Raw genomic sequence first — 19967 nt, 5'->3', positions numbered from 1 at the left:
ATACGGTGATTTAGTGCAAAGGGAAACGTTTGCGTTGGTAAAGTTACGCTATGATTAACCTTCAATGGTGTTGTTAGGCGTGTGTCGGTATGATGATTACCATAACTAAAAATAAAATATCAGCAGAATAAAAAGTAGAGGAATTTGTGACAAATATTACACAAGTGGTTACAGCCCTAAAGCAAGGTCAAGTCATTGCTTATCCAACAGAAGCTGTATTTGGCGTTGGTTGTGATCCTGATAATCAACAGGCAGTTAATAAACTACTGGCATTAAAACAACGTCCAGTAGAGAAAGGTTTGATCTTAATTGCCGCTGATTATGAGCAGTTATTGCCATATATCGACGATAGCCAATTAACCGAGCATCAGAAGCAAGCGGTGTTAGCTTCATGGCCGGGGCCTGTTACTTGGGTTATGCCAACCAAAGCTAATGTGCCTGCTTTTTTAACGGGTCAATTTTCTACCATTGCCGTTCGTGTTACTGCCCATCCATTAGTTCAACAACTTTGTCGTCAGTTTGGTAAGCCGATAACCTCAACCAGTGCTAATTTAACTGGGCTAGAACCGGGTCGTACCGTAGCTGATGTAGAACAACAACTGGGGAATAAATTGGCTGCGATATTAAATGGTGAGACGGGAGGACGTAATAATCCTTCTGAAATTCGTGATGCCCAAACAGGTAATATTTTCCGTCAGGGGTAATGAATGATTGATCGTAACCAGATAGCTCTCAATAAGACTGCCGTAAAAACTTTTTTGCTTCATCTTCAAGATACTATTTGTCAGGCTTTGGCACAACAAGATGACGGTGCTGAGTTTGAGCAAGATCAATGGCAACGTGAGCAAGGTGGCGGTGGTCGTAGCCGAGTATTGCGTAATGGTACAGTGTTTGAGCAAGCAGGAGTTAACTTTTCTCATGTGTATGGTGATGAGATGCCGGCTTCTGCAACAGCTCACCGTCCAGAGCTTGCGGGACGACGTTTTGAGGCGATGGGGGTGTCGTTAGTGATCCACCCTAATAACCCTTATGTACCGACATCTCATGCTAATGTACGGTTTTTTATCGCAGAAAAAGACGGTGAAGCGCCTGTGTGGTGGTTCGGTGGTGGATTTGATTTAACCCCTTTTTATCCATTTGATGATGATTGCCGCCATTGGCACGATACAGCAAAAGCGATCTGTGCACCGTTTGGTGATGATATTTATACACAGCATAAAGCATGGTGTGATAAGTACTTTTTTCTTCCTCATCGTGATGAAACTCGAGGTATTGGTGGGTTGTTTTTTGATGATCTTAACCAATGGGGCTTTGATAAATGCTTTGCTTACACTCAAGCGGTCGGTAATGGTTTTATTGATGCCTATATACCGATAGTGGCTCAGCGACATCAATTACCCTATGGCGAGCGCGAACGTGAATTTCAGCTGTATCGTCGTGGACGCTATGTTGAATTTAACTTAGTTTATGATCGCGGCACGTTATTTGGCTTGCAAAGCGGGGGGCGTACTGAATCTATTTTAATGTCGATGCCACCTTTAGCGCGCTGGGAATATTGTTATCAACCACAACCAGATTCTGCAGAAGCACGTTTGAGTCGTGATTATCTCTATCCTCGTGAATGGTAAATCACAGCAGCAATGTTTGGCAGTTGTTTCATCCAGTGGTAGGGTCGATATATCGGCCCTTTTATTTGAGTAATGGACTATGGATAAATATATCGTGGTGGGTAATCCCATCAACCACAGCAAATCCCCTTTCATTCATACCCTTTTTGCGCGCCAAACTTGCCAGAATATGGAATACCTTAGCCAATTAGTAGCCCTTGATGGTTTCGTTGCGGCAATGGACACTTTTTTTAGCGGTGGTGGTAAAGGTTGCAATATTACGGTGCCATTTAAAGAGCAAGCCTTTGAGTATGCAACTCAACTGACGCAACGAGCTCAATTAGCGGGGGCAGTAAATACGCTAAAATGCCTCGATGATGGTGGTATATTAGGTGATAACACCGATGGCGAAGGCTTGGTGCAAGATTTATTGCAGCAACATGTCTCCCTTAAAAATAAGCGTATTTTATTAATTGGTGCAGGTGGTGCTGCACGAGGAGTGATTCTGCCTTTATTAGCTCAGCAACCACAAACACTCATTATAAGTAATCGCACATTAACCAAAGCGCAACAACTTGCCGCTTTATTTGCAGAATATGGTGATATTAAAGCTCTCGCTTTTGATGCTTTGGGTGAACAGTGTTTTGATGTAATTATTAATTCAACATCAGCGAGTTTGAGTGGTAATGTTCCCGCGGTGCCAGCATCAGTTATTGGTCAGCATACTTGCTGTTATGACATGGTTTACGGTTCCAGTATCACCCCATTTAATCAATGGGCTCAACAACACAATGCCAGCAAAACTATTGATGGTCTTGGAATGCTAGTCGGACAAGCAGCAGAGAGTTTTATGCTATGGCGGGGATTACGTCCAGGAGCTAAACAAGTACAACGTGAATTAAGACGACTTTTACAAGAGTAAAAATTAGATGAACCAAAATATATTATTCGCTGATATTCAAACTTGGCACTCAGATCAGCAAGCGATTCACTTTGTAGCGCAACAAGGTGGCGCTTTGATCAATTGTTGGTTGTCATTATCATGGTTACAACAACAAAGTGGGCAAACATTATCGACACCAGAAACTATTATTGCTACTTTTATTGAATATCGATTTGATATTGAAGATATCGCTGAAGCAATGATTGATAATGAAGACTTCAATGATAGTGGTGATATTGTTATTAAAGAATAGTATCGTCATGATCAGGTGACATTATCCGTTAAGATATTCATCTTTTAAGCGTACATAATTAGTTGCTGATTGAGTTAAAGATATTAATTCTTGTTCTGTTAAAGGACGGATTTGTTTAGCGGGGCTTCCTATATAGAGGAAGCCAGAACAAAGCCGTTTCTTTGGTGGTACCAAACTCCCGGCTCCAATAATGACATCATGTTCAATAATAGCCCCATCTAAAATAATGGTTCCCATACCAACTAAAACACGATCTTCAATTTGGCAACCATGCAACATCGCTTTATGACCAACGGTAACATCATTACCGATAATAAGTGGATAACCTTCTGGGTTTGTTGTGCTAGTTCGACTAACGTGGAGAATGGAACCGTCTTGAATATTACTGCGTTGACCTATTTCAATATAATTGACATCCCCCCTGGCAACAACCAATGGCCATAAACTGCTATTTGCGCCGATAAAAATCTTACCAATAACGATAGCTGTAGTATCTATTATAGACATTATTTGCTAACTGCGGCGTATGATTTTGATAATGGCGAAGAGTAAATGTCATAACAATGCCTAAATAGTCGAAATAATAGTTTTACAATAGCGAATATTTCGTGTGATTAACAATCAAAAAAGTAGTGGTTGATCGTTATTTGGACGTTCGGGCAAATATGACAAATTTATTGCAATTTAGCCCTTGCTAATGTGATCGAACTCTCTATACTACGACCTCACTGACACGGAGCAAGCCATTGGCTAGCAACGAAATCAGGATGTTCTTTAACAATTTGACCATGCAATCTGTGTGGGCACTCACTGAAGAGTTAAGTCGAAAGATTTATCAATAAACTGAGTGACCAATACAAAATAGCCCAATCTATTTATAGAGAAGATTATTTTGGCACAGTTATTTAATTATCATTCTTTGAATGATAAAAAGCTTTAAAATTACATTCTTTATTTATAAAGAATTGGTATTTAAAGTCAGTATTTATTGAGCCGTCTCGAAAGAGACAACAAAACTTTAATTGAAGAGTTTGATCATGGCTCAGATTGAACGCTGGCGGCAGGCCTAACACATGCAAGTCGAGCGGTAACAGAAAAGAAGCTTGCTTCTTTTGCTGACGAGCGGCGGACGGGTGAGTAATGCCTGGGAATATGCCCTGATGTGGGGGATAACTATTGGAAACGATAGCTAATACCGCATAATCTCTTCGGAGCAAAGAGGGGGACCTTTGGGCCTCTCGCGTCAGGATTAGCCCAGGTGGGATTAGCTAGTTGGTGGGGTAATGGCTCACCAAGGCGACGATCCCTAGCTGGTCTGAGAGGATGATCAGCCACACTGGAACTGAGACACGGTCCAGACTCCTACGGGAGGCAGCAGTGGGGAATATTGCACAATGGGGGAAACCCTGATGCAGCCATGCCGCGTGTATGAAGAAGGCCTTCGGGTTGTAAAGTACTTTCAGTTGTGAGGAAGGCAGTTAAGTTAATAGCTTAGTTGTTTGACGTTAGCAACAGAAGAAGCACCGGCTAACTCCGTGCCAGCAGCCGCGGTAATACGGAGGGTGCGAGCGTTAATCGGAATTACTGGGCGTAAAGCGCATGCAGGCGGTCTGTTAAGCAAGATGTGAAAGCCCGGGGCTCAACCTCGGAACAGCATTTTGAACTGGCAGACTAGAGTCTTGTAGAGGGGGGTAGAATTTCAGGTGTAGCGGTGAAATGCGTAGAGATCTGAAGGAATACCGGTGGCGAAGGCGGCCCCCTGGACAAAGACTGACGCTCAGATGCGAAAGCGTGGGGAGCAAACAGGATTAGATACCCTGGTAGTCCACGCCGTAAACGATGTCTACTTGAAGGTTGTGGCCTTGAGCCGTGGCTTTCGGAGCTAACGCGTTAAGTAGACCGCCTGGGGAGTACGGTCGCAAGATTAAAACTCAAATGAATTGACGGGGGCCCGCACAAGCGGTGGAGCATGTGGTTTAATTCGATGCAACGCGAAGAACCTTACCTACTCTTGACATCCAGAGAATTCGCTAGAGATAGCTTAGTGCCTTCGGGAACTCTGAGACAGGTGCTGCATGGCTGTCGTCAGCTCGTGTTGTGAAATGTTGGGTTAAGTCCCGCAACGAGCGCAACCCTTATCCTTGTTTGCCAGCACGTAATGGTGGGAACTCCAGGGAGACTGCCGGTGATAAACCGGAGGAAGGTGGGGACGACGTCAAGTCATCATGGCCCTTACGAGTAGGGCTACACACGTGCTACAATGGCGTATACAGAGGGCTGCAAACTAGCGATAGTGAGCGAATCCCACAAAGTACGTCGTAGTCCGGATTGGAGTCTGCAACTCGACTCCATGAAGTCGGAATCGCTAGTAATCGTGAATCAGAATGTCACGGTGAATACGTTCCCGGGCCTTGTACACACCGCCCGTCACACCATGGGAGTGGGCTGCACCAGAAGTAGATAGCTTAACCTTCGGGAGGGCGTTTACCACGGTGTGGTTCATGACTGGGGTGAAGTCGTAACAAGGTAGCCCTAGGGGAACCTGGGGCTGGATCACCTCCTTACCTAAAGACTTATCTGTTTTATGCAGTGTCCACACAAATTGCTTGGTCGAACTAAAAGAACAGTACGAAAGTGCTAATGAATGCTATCGCATTGATTAACGCTTTTTTGCGTTATGCTCTTTAACAATCTGGAAAGCTGACTAGTAAATTTAATCGAAAGATTAATTTTAAAAAATGTTTTTATTTTCGAATAAAAACGAGTTCTCAAAACAACACACATTCAAGTGTCTTGTATCGAGTCCGGCGAAAAACCAATGTTTAATATTTTCTTGATCGGATTATTAAACACAAACCTTGGTTGTTTGAACATGCAAGACCTCTTGGGGTTGTATGGTTAAGTGACTAAGCGTACACGGTGGATGCCTTGGCAGTCAGAGGCGATGAAGGACGTATTAACTTGCGATAAGCCCAGATTAGGCAGTAAAAGCCACTTGAGTCTGGGATTTCCGAATGGGGAAACCCACTAGCATAAGCTAGTATCATTAACTGAATACATAGGTTAATGAAGCGAACCGGGGGAACTGAAACATCTAAGTACCCCGAGGAAGAGAAATCAACCGAGATTCCGGTAGTAGCGGCGAGCGAAACCGGATTAGCCCTTAAGTTAGTTCAGCGTTAGGTGAAGGTTCTGGAAAGTACCGCGATACAGGGTGATAGCCCCGTAACCAACAACGCTTTATTAGTGAAATCGAGTAGGACGGGACACGTGATATCCTGTTTGAACATGGGGGGACCATCCTCCAAGGCTAAATACTCCTGACTGACCGATAGTGAACCAGTACCGTGAGGGAAAGGCGAAAAGAACCCCTGTGAGGGGAGTGAAATAGAACCTGAAACCGTGTACGTACAAGCAGTAGGAGCCCACTTGTTGGGTGACTGCGTACCTTTTGTATAATGGGTCAGCGACTTAATTTTAGTAGCAAGGTTAACCGTTTAGGGGAGCCGTAGGGAAACCGAGTCTTAACTGGGCGAATTAGTTGCTAGGATTAGACCCGAAACCGAGTGATCTAGCCATGGGCAGGTTGAAGGTGAGGTAACACTTACTGGAGGACCGAACCGACTAATGTTGAAAAATTAGCGGATGACTTGTGGCTAGGGGTGAAAGGCCAATCAAACTCGGAGATAGCTGGTTCTCCCCGAAAGCTATTTAGGTAGCGCCTCGGACGAATACTACTGGGGGTAGAGCACTGTTAAGGCTAGGGGGTCATCCCGACTTACCAACCCTTTGCAAACTCCGAATACCAGTAAGTAATATCCGGGAGACACACGGCGGGTGCTAACGTCCGTCGTGAAGAGGGAAACAACCCAGACCGCCAGCTAAGGTCCCAAAGTTATAGCTAAGTGGGAAACGATGTGGGAAGGCTCAGACAGCCAGGATGTTGGCTTAGAAGCAGCCATCATTTAAAGAAAGCGTAATAGCTCACTGGTCGAGTCGGCCTGCGCGGAAGATTTAACGGGGCTAAGCTATACACCGAAGCTGCGGCAATGTGAACTTGTTCACATTGGGTAGGGGAGCGTTCTGTAAGCCGTTGAAGGTGCATTGTAAAGTGTGCTGGAGGTATCAGAAGTGCGAATGCTGACATGAGTAACGATAAAGGGAGTGAAAAACTCCCTCGCCGGAAGATCAAGGGTTCCTGTCCAACGTTAATCGGGGCAGGGTAAGTCGACCCCTAAGGCGAGGCCGAAAGGCGTAGTCGATGGGAAACGGGTTAATATTCCCGTACTTCTTATAATTGCGATGGAGGGACGGAGAAGGCTAGGTGAGCCTGGCGACGGTTGTCCAGGTCCAAGTATGTAGGCTGATGGTTTAGGCAAATCCGGACCATCTTAAGGCTGAGATACGATGTCGAGCTACTACGGTAGTGAAGTCATTGATGCCATGCTTCCGGGAAAAGCTTCTAAGCTTCAGATTATAAGAAATCGTACCCCAAACCGACACAGGTGATCAGGTAGAGAATACCAAGGCGCTTGAGAGAACTCGGGTGAAGGAACTAGGCAAAATGGTACCGTAACTTCGGGAGAAGGTACGCTCCTAGCGGTGATGAGACTTGCTCTCTAAGCTGCCGGGAGTCGCAGATACCAGGTGGCTGCAACTGTTTATTAAAAACACAGCACTGTGCAAAATCGAAAGATGACGTATACGGTGTGACGCCTGCCCGGTGCCGGAAGGTTAATTGATGGGGTTAGACTTCGGTCGAAGCTCTTGATCGAAGCCCCGGTAAACGGCGGCCGTAACTATAACGGTCCTAAGGTAGCGAAATTCCTTGTCGGGTAAGTTCCGACCTGCACGAATGGCGTAATGATGGCCACGCTGTCTCCACCCGAGACTCAGTGAAATTGAAATCGCAGTGAAGATGCTGTGTACCCGCGGCTAGACGGAAAGACCCCGTGAACCTTTACTATAGCTTGGCACTGAACATTGACCCTACATGTGTAGGATAGGTGGGAGACGTTGAAGCAACCGCGCCAGTGGTTGTGGAGTCAATCTTGAAATACCACCCTTGTATGCTTGATGTTCTAACGTCGACCCCTTATCGGGGTTACGGACAGTGCCTGGTGGGTAGTTTGACTGGGGCGGTCTCCTCCCAAAGAGTAACGGAGGAGCACGAAGGTGGGCTAATCACGGTCGGACATCGTGAGGTTAGTGCAATGGCATAAGCCCGCTTGACTGCGAGAATGACAATTCGAGCAGGTGCGAAAGCAGGTCATAGTGATCCGGTGGTTCTGAATGGAAGGGCCATCGCTCAACGGATAAAAGGTACTCCGGGGATAACAGGCTGATACCGCCCAAGAGTTCATATCGACGGCGGTGTTTGGCACCTCGATGTCGGCTCATCACATCCTGGGGCTGAAGTCGGTCCCAAGGGTATGGCTGTTCGCCATTTAAAGTGGTACGCGAGCTGGGTTTAGAACGTCGTGAGACAGTTCGGTCCCTATCTGCCGTGGGCGTTGGATGATTGAGAGGGGCTGCTCCTAGTACGAGAGGACCGGAGTGGACGAACCGCTGGTGTTCGGGTTGTATCGCCAGATGCATTGCCCGGTAGCTAAGTTCGGAATCGATAACCGCTGAAAGCATCTAAGCGGGAAGCGAGCCTCAAGATGAGTCATCCCTAGACCTTTAAGGTCTCTAAAGGGTTGTTGAAGACTACAACGTTGATAGGTCAGGTGTGTAAGTGCTGCGAGGCATTGAGCTAACTGATACTAATTGCCCGTGAGGCTTAACCATACAACACCCAAGGGGTTTTTCTTCTCAAAAGAGAAGAGACGGACTCTACAAACGCTTGAATGCGTGTTGAGAACAACTAGTTAGATTTTCCCAGATTGCTATTTATTGCCATAAGGCAATAAATAAAACAGAATTTGCTTGGCGACCATAGCGTTATGGACCCACCTGATCCCATGCCGAACTCAGTAGTGAAACGTAATAGCGCCGATGGTAGTGTGGGGTCTCCCCATGTGAGAGTAGGACATCGCCAGGCTTCAAATTATGAGAGCCCGTTCAATGAACGGGCTTTTATTTCGCTTCCACTGATTGAAAGGTGAGCGACGTCAATAGAAAGTTTTTACTTTTTAATCAACTGATAAAAAAGAATAAAATTTTGTCTTGACTGAATATCAGAAAAGCGTATTATACGCCACCTGACTTGCTGAAGCGTAACGCGCTAAGGCATTGATAGTCAACGTTCTTTAACAATTTGACCATGCAATCTGTGTGGGCACTCACTGAAGAGTTAAGTCGAAAGATTTATCAATAAACTGAGTGACCAATACAAAATAGCCCAATCTATTTATAGAGAAGATTATTTTGGCACAGTTATTTAATTATCATTCTTTGAATGATAAAAAGCTTTAATTTACTACGGTATTTAAAGTCAGTATTTATTGAGCCGTCTCGAAAGAGACAACAAAACTTTAATTGAAGAGTTTGATCATGGCTCAGATTGAACGCTGGCGGCAGGCCTAACACATGCAAGTCGAGCGGTAACAGATTGATAGCTTGCTATCAATGCTGACGAGCGGCGGACGGGTGAGTAATGCCTGGGAATATACCCTGATGTGGGGGATAACTATTGGAAACGATAGCTAATACCGCATAATCTCTTCGGAGCAAAGAGGGGGACCTTCGGGCCTCTCGCGTCAGGATTAGCCCAGGTGGGATTAGCTAGTTGGTGGGGTAATGGCTCACCAAGGCGACGATCCCTAGCTGGTCTGAGAGGATGATCAGCCACACTGGAACTGAGACACGGTCCAGACTCCTACGGGAGGCAGCAGTGGGGAATATTGCACAATGGGGGAAACCCTGATGCAGCCATGCCGCGTGTATGAAGAAGGCCTTCGGGTTGTAAAGTACTTTCAGTTGTGAGGAAGGCAGTTAAGTTAATAGCTTAGCTGTTTGACGTTAGCAACAGAAGAAGCACCGGCTAACTCCGTGCCAGCAGCCGCGGTAATACGGAGGGTGCGAGCGTTAATCGGAATTACTGGGCGTAAAGCGCATGCAGGCGGTCTGTTAAGCAAGATGTGAAAGCCCGGGGCTCAACCTCGGAACAGCATTTTGAACTGGCAGACTAGAGTCTTGTAGAGGGGGGTAGAATTTCAGGTGTAGCGGTGAAATGCGTAGAGATCTGAAGGAATACCGGTGGCGAAGGCGGCCCCCTGGACAAAGACTGACGCTCAGATGCGAAAGCGTGGGGAGCAAACAGGATTAGATACCCTGGTAGTCCACGCCGTAAACGATGTCTACTTGAAGGTTGTGGCCTTGAGCCGTGGCTTTCGGAGCTAACGCGTTAAGTAGACCGCCTGGGGAGTACGGTCGCAAGATTAAAACTCAAATGAATTGACGGGGGCCCGCACAAGCGGTGGAGCATGTGGTTTAATTCGATGCAACGCGAAGAACCTTACCTACTCTTGACATCCAGAGAATTCGCTAGAGATAGCTTAGTGCCTTCGGGAACTCTGAGACAGGTGCTGCATGGCTGTCGTCAGCTCGTGTTGTGAAATGTTGGGTTAAGTCCCGCAACGAGCGCAACCCTTATCCTTGTTTGCCAGCACGTAATGGTGGGAACTCCAGGGAGACTGCCGGTGATAAACCGGAGGAAGGTGGGGACGACGTCAAGTCATCATGGCCCTTACGAGTAGGGCTACACACGTGCTACAATGGCGTATACAGAGGGCTGCAAACTAGCGATAGTGAGCGAATCCCACAAAGTACGTCGTAGTCCGGATTGGAGTCTGCAACTCGACTCCATGAAGTCGGAATCGCTAGTAATCGTGAATCAGAATGTCACGGTGAATACGTTCCCGGGCCTTGTACACACCGCCCGTCACACCATGGGAGTGGGCTGCACCAGAAGTAGATAGCTTAACCTTCGGGAGGGCGTTTACCACGGTGTGGTTCATGACTGGGGTGAAGTCGTAACAAGGTAGCCCTAGGGGAACCTGGGGCTGGATCACCTCCTTACCTAAAGACTTATCTGTTTTATGCAGTGTCCACACAAATTGCTTGGTCGAACTAAAAGAACAGTACGAAAGTGCTAATGAATGCTATCGCATTGATTAACGCTTTTTTGCGTTATGCTCTTTAACAATCTGGAAAGCTGACTAGTAAATTTAATCGAAAGATTAATTTTAAAAAATGTTTTTATTTTCGAATAAAAACGAGTTCTCAAAACAACACACATTCAAGTGTCTTGTATCGAGTCCGGCGAAAAACCAATGTTTAATATTTTCTTGATCGGATTATTAAACACAAACCTTGGTTGTTTGAACATACAAGACCTCTTGGGGTTGTATGGTTAAGTGACTAAGCGTACACGGTGGATGCCTTGGCAGTCAGAGGCGATGAAGGACGTATTAACTTGCGATAAGCCCAGATTAGGCAGTAAAAGCCACTTGAGTCTGGGATTTCCGAATGGGGAAACCCACTAGCATAAGCTAGTATCATTAACTGAATACATAGGTTAATGAAGCGAACCGGGGGAACTGAAACATCTAAGTACCCCGAGGAAGAGAAATCAACCGAGATTCCGGTAGTAGCGGCGAGCGAAACCGGATTAGCCCTTAAGTTAGTTCAGCGTTAGGTGAAGGTTCTGGAAAGTACCGCGATACAGGGTGATAGCCCCGTAACCAACAACGCTTTATTAGTGAAATCGAGTAGGACGGGACACGTGATATCCTGTTTGAACATGGGGGGACCATCCTCCAAGGCTAAATACTCCTGACTGACCGATAGTGAACCAGTACCGTGAGGGAAAGGCGAAAAGAACCCCTGTGAGGGGAGTGAAATAGAACCTGAAACCGTGTACGTACAAGCAGTAGGAGCCCACTTGTTGGGTGACTGCGTACCTTTTGTATAATGGGTCAGCGACTTAATTTTAGTAGCAAGGTTAACCGTTTAGGGGAGCCGTAGGGAAACCGAGTCTTAACTGGGCGAATTAGTTGCTAGGATTAGACCCGAAACCGAGTGATCTAGCCATGGGCAGGTTGAAGGTGAGGTAACACTTACTGGAGGACCGAACCGACTAATGTTGAAAAATTAGCGGATGACTTGTGGCTAGGGGTGAAAGGCCAATCAAACTCGGAGATAGCTGGTTCTCCCCGAAAGCTATTTAGGTAGCGCCTCGGACGAATACTACTGGGGGTAGAGCACTGTTAAGGCTAGGGGGTCATCCCGACTTACCAACCCTTTGCAAACTCCGAATACCAGTAAGTAATATCCGGGAGACACACGGCGGGTGCTAACGTCCGTCGTGAAGAGGGAAACAACCCAGACCGCCAGCTAAGGTCCCAAAGTTATAGCTAAGTGGGAAACGATGTGGGAAGGCTCAGACAGCCAGGATGTTGGCTTAGAAGCAGCCATCATTTAAAGAAAGCGTAATAGCTCACTGGTCGAGTCGGCCTGCGCGGAAGATTTAACGGGGCTAAGCTATACACCGAAGCTGCGGCAATGTGAACTTGTTCACATTGGGTAGGGGAGCGTTCTGTAAGCCGTTGAAGGTGCATTGTAAAGTGTGCTGGAGGTATCAGAAGTGCGAATGCTGACATGAGTAACGATAAAGGGAGTGAAAAACTCCCTCGCCGGAAGATCAAGGGTTCCTGTCCAACGTTAATCGGGGCAGGGTAAGTCGACCCCTAAGGCGAGGCCGAAAGGCGTAGTCGATGGGAAACGGGTTAATATTCCCGTACTTCTTATAATTGCGATGGAGGGACGGAGAAGGCTAGGTGAGCCTGGCGACGGTTGTCCAGGTCCAAGTATGTAGGCTGATGGTTTAGGCAAATCCGGACCATCTTAAGGCTGAGATACGATGTCGAGCTACTACGGTAGTGAAGTCATTGATGCCATGCTTCCGGGAAAAGCTTCTAAGCTTCAGATTATAAGAAATCGTACCCCAAACCGACACAGGTGATCAGGTAGAGAATACCAAGGCGCTTGAGAGAACTCGGGTGAAGGAACTAGGCAAAATGGTACCGTAACTTCGGGAGAAGGTACGCTCCTAGCGGTGATGAGACTTGCTCTCTAAGCTGCCGGGAGTCGCAGATACCAGGTGGCTGCAACTGTTTATTAAAAACACAGCACTGTGCAAAATCGAAAGATGACGTATACGGTGTGACGCCTGCCCGGTGCCGGAAGGTTAATTGATGGGGTTAGACTTCGGTCGAAGCTCTTGATCGAAGCCCCGGTAAACGGCGGCCGTAACTATAACGGTCCTAAGGTAGCGAAATTCCTTGTCGGGTAAGTTCCGACCTGCACGAATGGCGTAATGATGGCCACGCTGTCTCCACCCGAGACTCAGTGAAATTGAAATCGCAGTGAAGATGCTGTGTACCCGCGGCTAGACGGAAAGACCCCGTGAACCTTTACTATAGCTTGGCACTGAACATTGACCCTACATGTGTAGGATAGGTGGGAGACGTTGAAGCAACCGCGCCAGTGGTTGTGGAGTCAATCTTGAAATACCACCCTTGTATGCTTGATGTTCTAACGTCGACCCCTTATCGGGGTTACGGACAGTGCCTGGTGGGTAGTTTGACTGGGGCGGTCTCCTCCCAAAGAGTAACGGAGGAGCACGAAGGTGGGCTAATCACGGTCGGACATCGTGAGGTTAGTGCAATGGCATAAGCCCGCTTGACTGCGAGAATGACAATTCGAGCAGGTGCGAAAGCAGGTCATAGTGATCCGGTGGTTCTGAATGGAAGGGCCATCGCTCAACGGATAAAAGGTACTCCGGGGATAACAGGCTGATACCGCCCAAGAGTTCATATCGACGGCGGTGTTTGGCACCTCGATGTCGGCTCATCACATCCTGGGGCTGAAGTCGGTCCCAAGGGTATGGCTGTTCGCCATTTAAAGTGGTACGCGAGCTGGGTTTAGAACGTCGTGAGACAGTTCGGTCCCTATCTGCCGTGGGCGTTGGATGATTGAGAGGGGCTGCTCCTAGTACGAGAGGACCGGAGTGGACGAACCGCTGGTGTTCGGGTTGTATCGCCAGATGCATTGCCCGGTAGCTAAGTTCGGAATCGATAACCGCTGAAAGCATCTAAGCGGGAAGCGAGCCTCAAGATGAGTCATCCCTAGACCTTTAAGGTCTCTAAAGGGTTGTTGAAGACTACAACGTTGATAGGTCAGGTGTGTAAGTGCTGCGAGGCATTGAGCTAACTGATACTAATTGCCCGTGAGGCTTAACCATACAACACCCAAGGGGTTTTTCTTCTCAAAAGAGAAGAGACGGACTCTACAAACGCTTGAATGCGTGTTGAGAACAACTAGTTAGATTTTCCCAGATTGCTATTTATTGCCATAAGGCAATAAATAAAACAGAATTTGCTTGGCGACCATAGCGTTATGGACCCACCTGATCCCATGCCGAACTCAGTAGTGAAACGTAATAGCGCCGATGGTAGTGTGGGGTCTCCCCATGTGAGAGTAGGACATCGCCAGGCTTCAAATTATGAGAGCCCGTTCAATGAACGGGCTTTTATTTCGCTTCCACTGATTGAAAGGTGAGCGACGTCAATAGAAAGTTTTTACTTTTTAATCAACTGATAAAAAAGAATAAAATTTTGTCTTGACTGAATATCAGAAAAGCGTATTATACGCCACCTGACTTGCTGAAGCGTAACGCGCTAAGGCATTGATAGTCAACGTTCTTTAACAATTTGACCATGCAATCTGTGTGGGCACTCACTGAAGAGTTAAGTCGAAAGATTTATCAATAAACTGAGTGACCAATACAAAATAGCCTAATCTATTTATAGAGAAGATTATTTTGGCACAGTTATTTAATTATCATTCTTTGAATGATAAAAAGCTTTAATTTACTACGGTATTTAAAGTCAGTATTTATTGAGCCGGTCGAAAGACCAACAAAACTTTAATTGAAGAGTTTGATCATGGCTCAGATTGAACGCTGGCGGCAGGCCTAACACATGCAAGTCGAGCGGTAACAGATTGATAGCTTGCTATCAATGCTGACGAGCGGCGGACGGGTGAGTAATGCCTGGGAATATACCCTGATGTGGGGGATAACTATTGGAAACGATAGCTAATACCGCATAATCTCTTCGGAGCAAAGAGGGGGACCTTCGGGCCTCTCGCGTCAGGATTAGCCCAGGTGGGATTAGCTAGTTGGTGGGGTAATGGCTCACCAAGGCGACGATCCCTAGCTGGTCTGAGAGGATGATCAGCCACACTGGAACTGAGACACGGTCCAGACTCCTACGGGAGGCAGCAGTGGGGAATATTGCACAATGGGGGAAACCCTGATGCAGCCATGCCGCGTGTATGAAGAAGGCCTTCGGGTTGTAAAGTACTTTCAGTTGTGAGGAAGGCAGTTAAGTTAATAGCTTAGCTGTTTGACGTTAGCAACAGAAGAAGCACCGGCTAACTCCGTGCCAGCAGCCGCGGTAATACGGAGGGTGCGAGCGTTAATCGGAATTACTGGGCGTAAAGCGCATGCAGGCGGTCTGTTAAGCAAGATGTGAAAGCCCGGGGCTCAACCTCGGAACAGCATTTTGAACTGGCAGACTAGAGTCTTGTAGAGGGGGGTAGAATTTCAGGTGTAGCGGTGAAATGCGTAGAGATCTGAAGGAATACCGGTGGCGAAGGCGGCCCCCTGGACAAAGACTGACGCTCAGATGCGAAAGCGTGGGGAGCAAACAGGATTAGATACCCTGGTAGTCCACGCCGTAAACGATGTCTACTTGAAGGTTGTGGCCTTGAGCCGTGGCTTTCGGAGCTAACGCGTTAAGTAGACCGCCTGGGGAGTACGGTCGCAAGATTAAAACTCAAATGAATTGACGGGGGCCCGCACAAGCGGTGGAGCATGTGGTTTAATTCGATGCAACGCGAAGAACCTTACCTACTCTTGACATCCAGAGAATTCGCTAGAGATAGCTTAGTGCCTTCGGGAACTCTGAGACAGGTGCTGCATGGCTGTCGTCAGCTCGTGTTGTGAAATGTTGGGTTAAGTCCCGCAACGAGCGCAACCCTTATCCTTGTTTGCCAGCACGTAATGGTGGGAACTCCAGGGAGACTGCCGGTGATAAACCGGAGGAAGGTGGGGACGACGTCAAGTCATCATGGCCCTTACGAGTAGGGCTACACACGTGCTACAATGGCGTATACAGAGGGCTGCAAACTAGCGATAGTGAGCGAATCCCACAAAGTACGTCGTAGTCCGGATTGGAGTCTGCAACTCGACTCCATGAAGTCGGAATCGCTAGTAATCGTGAATCAGAATGTCACGGTGAATACGTTCCCGGGCCTTGTACACACCGCCCGTCACACCATGGGAGTGGGCTGCACCAGAAGTAGATAGCTTAACCTTCGGGAGGGCGTTTACCACGGTGTGGTTCATGACTGGGGTGAAGTCGTAACAAGGTAGCCCTAGGGGAACCTGGGGCTGGATCACCTCCTTACCTAAAGACTTATACTGTTTTATGCAGTGTCCACACAGATTGCTTGGTCGAAATGTAAAAGAGCCGACGTAAGTTGCCCAACAACTTACGTTATGAACATTGTCCCGTTCGTCTAGAGGCCTAGGACACCGCCCTTTCACGGCGGTAACAGGGGTTCGACTCCCCTACGGGACGCCAATGGGTCGTTAGCTCAGTTGGTAGAGCAGTTGACTTTTAATCAATTGGTCGCAGGTTCGAATCCTGCACGACCCACCATTCTTTCTCACGAAGGAATTAAAACTATCGTGGGCGATTAGCTCAGTTGGGAGAGCACCTCCCTTACAAGGAGGGGGTCACTGGTTCGAGCCCGGTATCGCCCACCACTCTCTAAGAATTTTCTGCACGGAATCGCAGATTTAATGAAGAATACCTTTGTTAAGTCCGCATTGTTGTCACTGAAAATCATTAGAAAGTGGTTATCGTTAGATAATTGCATGCTCTTTAACAATCTGGAAAGCTGACTAGTAAATTTAATCGAAAGATTAATTTTAAAAAATGTTTTTATTTTCGAATAAAAACGAGTTCTCAAAACAACACACATTCAAGTGTCTTGTATCGAGTCCGGCGAAAAACCAATGTTTAATATTTTCTTGATCGGATTATTAAACACAAACCTTGGTTGTTTGAACATACAAGACCTCTTGGGGTTGTATGGTTAAGTGACTAAGCGTACACGGTGGATGCCTTGGCAGTCAGAGGCGATGAAGGACGTATTAACTTGCGATAAGCCCAGATTAGGCAGTAAAAGCCACTTGAGTCTGGGATTTCCGAATGGGGAAACCCACTAGCATAAGCTAGTATCATTAACTGAATACATAGGTTAATGAAGCGAACCGGGGGAACTGAAACATCTAAGTACCCCGAGGAAGAGAAATCAACCGAGATTCCGGTAGTAGCGGCGAGCGAAACCGGATTAGCCCTTAAGTTAGTTCAGCGTTAGGTGAAGGTTCTGGAAAGTACCGCGATACAGGGTGATAGCCCCGTAACCAACAACGCTTTATTAGTGAAATCGAGTAGGACGGGACACGTGATATCCTGTTTGAACATGGGGGGACCATCCTCCAAGGCTAAATACTCCTGACTGACCGATAGTGAACCAGTACCGTGAGGGAAAGGCGAAAAGAACCCCTGTGAGGGGAGTGAAATAGAACCTGAAACCGTGTACGTACAAGCAGTAGGAGCCCACTTGTTGGGTGACTGCGTACCTTTTGTATAATGGGTCAGCGACTTAATTTTAGTAGCAAGGTTAACCGTTTAGGGGAGCCGTAGGGAAACCGAGTCTTAACTGGGCGAATTAGTTGCTAGGATTAGACCCGAAACCGAGTGATCTAGCCATGGGCAGGTTGAAGGTGAGGTAACACTTACTGGAGGACCGAACCGACTAATGTTGAAAAATTAGCGGATGACTTGTGGCTAGGGGTGAAAGGCCAATCAAACTCGGAGATAGCTGGTTCTCCCCGAAAGCTATTTAGGTAGCGCCTCGGACGAATACTACTGGGGGTAGAGCACTGTTAAGGCTAGGGGGTCATCCCGACTTACCAACCCTTTGCAAACTCCGAATACCAGTAAGTAATATCCGGGAGACACACGGCGGGTGCTAACGTCCGTCGTGAAGAGGGAAACAACCCAGACCGCCAGCTAAGGTCCCAAAGTTATAGCTAAGTGGGAAACGATGTGGGAAGGCTCAGACAGCCAGGATGTTGGCTTAGAAGCAGCCATCATTTAAAGAAAGCGTAATAGCTCACTGGTCGAGTCGGCCTGCGCGGAAGATTTAACGGGGCTAAGCTATACACCGAAGCTGCGGCAATGTGAACTCGTTCATATTGGGTAGGGGAGCGTTCTGTAAGCCGTTGAAGGTGCATTGTAAAGTGTGCTGGAGGTATCAGAAGTGCGAATGCTGACATGAGTAACGATAAAGGGAGTGAAAAACTCCCTCGCCGGAAGATCAAGGGTTCCTGTCCAACGTTAATCGGGGCAGGGTAAGTCGACCCCTAAGGCGAGGCCGAAAGGCGTAGTCGATGGGAAACGGGTTAATATTCCCGTACTTCTTATAATTGCGATGGAGGGACGGAGAAGGCTAGGTGAGCCTGGCGACGGTTGTCCAGGTCCAAGTATGTAGGCTGATGGTTTAGGCAAATCCGGACCATCTTAAGGCTGAGATACGATGTCGAGCTACTACGGTAGTGAAGTCATTGATGCCATGCTTCCGGGAAAAGCTTCTAAGCTTCAGATTATAAGAAATCGTACCCCAAACCGACACAGGTGATCAGGTAGAGAATACCAAGGCGCTTGAGAGAACTCGGGTGAAGGAACTAGGCAAAATGGTACCGTAACTTCGGGAGAAGGTACGCTCCTAGCGGTGATGAGACTTGCTCTCTAAGCTGCCGGGAGTCGCAGATACCAGGTGGCTGCAACTGTTTATTAAAAACACAGCACTGTGCAAAATCGAAAGATGACGTATACGGTGTGACGCCTGCCCGGTGCCGGAAGGTTAATTGATGGGGTTAGACTTCGGTCGAAGCTCTTGATCGAAGCCCCGGTAAACGGCGGCCGTAACTATAACGGTCCTAAGGTAGCGAAATTCCTTGTCGGGTAAGTTCCGACCTGCACGAATGGCGTAATGATGGCCACGCTGTCTCCACCCGAGACTCAGTGAAATTGAAATCGCAGTGAAGATGCTGTGTACCCGCGGCTAGACGGAAAGACCCCGTGAACCTTTACTATAGCTTGGCACTGAACATTGACCCTACATGTGTAGGATAGGTGGGAGACGTTGAAGCAACCGCGCCAGTGGTTGTGGAGTCAATCTTGAAATACCACCCTTGTATGCTTGATGTTCTAACGTCGACCCCTTATCGGGGTTACGGACAGTGCCTGGTGGGTAGTTTGACTGGGGCGGTCTCCTCCCAAAGAGTAACGGAGGAGCACGAAGGTGGGCTAATCACGGTCGGACATCGTGAGGTTAGTGCAATGGCATAAGCCCGCTTGACTGCGAGAATGACAATTCGAGCAGGTGCGAAAGCAGGTCATAGTGATCCGGTGGTTCTGAATGGAAGGGCCATCGCTCAACGGATAAAAGGTACTCCGGGGATAACAGGCTGATACCGCCCAAGAGTTCATATCGACGGCGGTGTTTGGCACCTCGATGTCGGCTCATCACATCCTGGGGCTGAAGTCGGTCCCAAGGGTATGGCTGTTCGCCATTTAAAGTGGTACGCGAGCTGGGTTTAGAACGTCGTGAGACAGTTCGGTCCCTATCTGCCGTGGGCGTTGGATGATTGAGAGGGGCTGCTCCTAGTACGAGAGGACCGGAGTGGACGAACCGCTGGTGTTCGGGTTGTATCGCCAGATGCATTGCCCGGTAGCTAAGTTCGGAATCGATAACCGCTGAAAGCATCTAAGCGGGAAGCGAGCCTCAAGATGAGTCATCCCTAGACCTTTAAGGTCTCTAAAGGGTTGTTGAAGACTACAACGTTGATAGGTCAGGTGTGTAAGTGCTGCGAGGCATTGAGCTAACTGATACTAATTGCCCGTGAGGCTTAACCATACAACACCCAAGGGGTTTTTCTTCTCAAAAGAGAAGAGACGGACTCTACAACGCTTGAATGCGTGTTGAGAACAACTAGTTAGATTTTCCCAGATTGCTA

4 protein-coding genes, 3 tRNA genes, 8 rRNA genes and 1 pseudogene are annotated in these 19967 nt (G+C 47.6%); 15 read left to right on the top strand and 1 reads right to left on the bottom strand.

Going from position 1 to position 19967, the window contains the following annotated elements; genetic code table 11:
• The first annotated feature begins 146 nt into the window (after positions 1-146).
• From tsaC to OC457_RS13840, 4 genes are all read left to right on the top strand, one after another.
• On the top strand, positions 147-704 hold the full coding sequence (tsaC, locus tag OC457_RS13855; protein ID WP_080176151.1) for an L-threonylcarbamoyladenylate synthase type 1 TsaC: 558 nt from the start codon (positions 147-149) through the stop codon (positions 702-704).
• A gap of 3 nt (positions 705-707) precedes the next feature.
• Positions 708-1628, top strand: coding sequence for an oxygen-dependent coproporphyrinogen oxidase (gene hemF / locus OC457_RS13850; protein ID WP_080176150.1), 921 nt, complete (start codon positions 708-710; stop codon positions 1626-1628).
• Between the two features lie 79 nt (positions 1629-1707).
• Positions 1708-2529, top strand: coding sequence for a shikimate dehydrogenase (aroE, locus tag OC457_RS13845; RefSeq protein WP_080176149.1), 822 nt, complete (start codon positions 1708-1710; stop codon positions 2527-2529).
• A 7-nt stretch (positions 2530-2536) separates the two neighbouring features.
• Positions 2537-2803, top strand: coding sequence for a DUF1488 family protein (locus tag OC457_RS13840; protein WP_080176148.1), 267 nt, complete (start codon positions 2537-2539; stop codon positions 2801-2803).
• 21 nt (positions 2804-2824) lie between these two features.
• Here the strand turns inward: OC457_RS13840 and OC457_RS13835 are convergent.
• Positions 2825-3362: pseudogene (locus OC457_RS13835) on the bottom strand (gamma carbonic anhydrase family protein).
• A gap of 460 nt (positions 3363-3822) precedes the next feature.
• On the opposite strand from OC457_RS13835, the gene OC457_RS13830 reads away from it, so the two are divergent.
• The 11 genes from OC457_RS13830 (at position 3823) to OC457_RS13780 (ending at position 19867) form a co-directional block, all read left to right on the top strand.
• Positions 3823-5367, top strand: a 16S ribosomal RNA gene (locus OC457_RS13830).
• A 332-nt stretch (positions 5368-5699) separates the two neighbouring features.
• Positions 5700-8593 (top strand): 23S ribosomal RNA (locus OC457_RS13825).
• Positions 8594-8730: 137 nt separating this feature from the next.
• Positions 8731-8846, top strand: a 5S ribosomal RNA gene (gene rrf / locus OC457_RS13820).
• Between the two features lie 434 nt (positions 8847-9280).
• Positions 9281-10825 (top strand): 16S ribosomal RNA (locus tag OC457_RS13815).
• Between the two features lie 332 nt (positions 10826-11157).
• Positions 11158-14051: ribosomal RNA gene (locus OC457_RS13810) — 23S ribosomal RNA — on the top strand.
• Positions 14052-14188: 137 nt separating this feature from the next.
• Positions 14189-14304, top strand: a 5S ribosomal RNA gene (rrf, locus tag OC457_RS13805).
• 432 nt (positions 14305-14736) lie between these two features.
• Positions 14737-16281: ribosomal RNA gene (locus OC457_RS13800) — 16S ribosomal RNA — on the top strand.
• 101 nt (positions 16282-16382) lie between these two features.
• Positions 16383-16458: transfer RNA gene (locus tag OC457_RS13795), tRNA-Glu, on the top strand.
• A 2-nt stretch (positions 16459-16460) separates the two neighbouring features.
• A tRNA-Lys gene (locus OC457_RS13790) sits at positions 16461-16536 on the top strand.
• A gap of 31 nt (positions 16537-16567) precedes the next feature.
• Positions 16568-16643: transfer RNA gene (locus tag OC457_RS13785), tRNA-Val, on the top strand.
• A gap of 330 nt (positions 16644-16973) precedes the next feature.
• A 23S ribosomal RNA gene (locus tag OC457_RS13780) occupies positions 16974-19867 on the top strand.
• The 16S, 23S and 5S rRNA genes sit together here with 3 tRNA genes alongside, the layout of an rRNA operon.
• The last annotated feature ends 100 nt before the right edge of the window (positions 19868-19967 follow it).

This window comes from Photobacterium toruni, assembly GCF_024529955.1.
GTDB classification, from domain to species: Bacteria; Pseudomonadota; Gammaproteobacteria; order Enterobacterales; family Vibrionaceae; genus Photobacterium; species Photobacterium toruni.
This window is presented reverse-complemented; position numbering and strand designations above follow the sequence as displayed.

What these genes read in the sequence shown, in the direction of transcription:
- hemF (WP_080176150.1), top strand. Translation starts at nt 708, where the DNA reads ATGATTGATCGTAACCAGATAGCTCTCAATAAGACTGCCGTAAAAACT.
- aroE (WP_080176149.1), top strand. Translation starts at nt 1,708, where the DNA reads ATGGATAAATATATCGTGGTGGGTAATCCCATCAACCACAGCAAATCC.
- OC457_RS13840 (WP_080176148.1), top strand. Translation starts at nt 2,537, where the DNA reads ATGAACCAAAATATATTATTCGCTGATATTCAAACTTGGCACTCAGAT.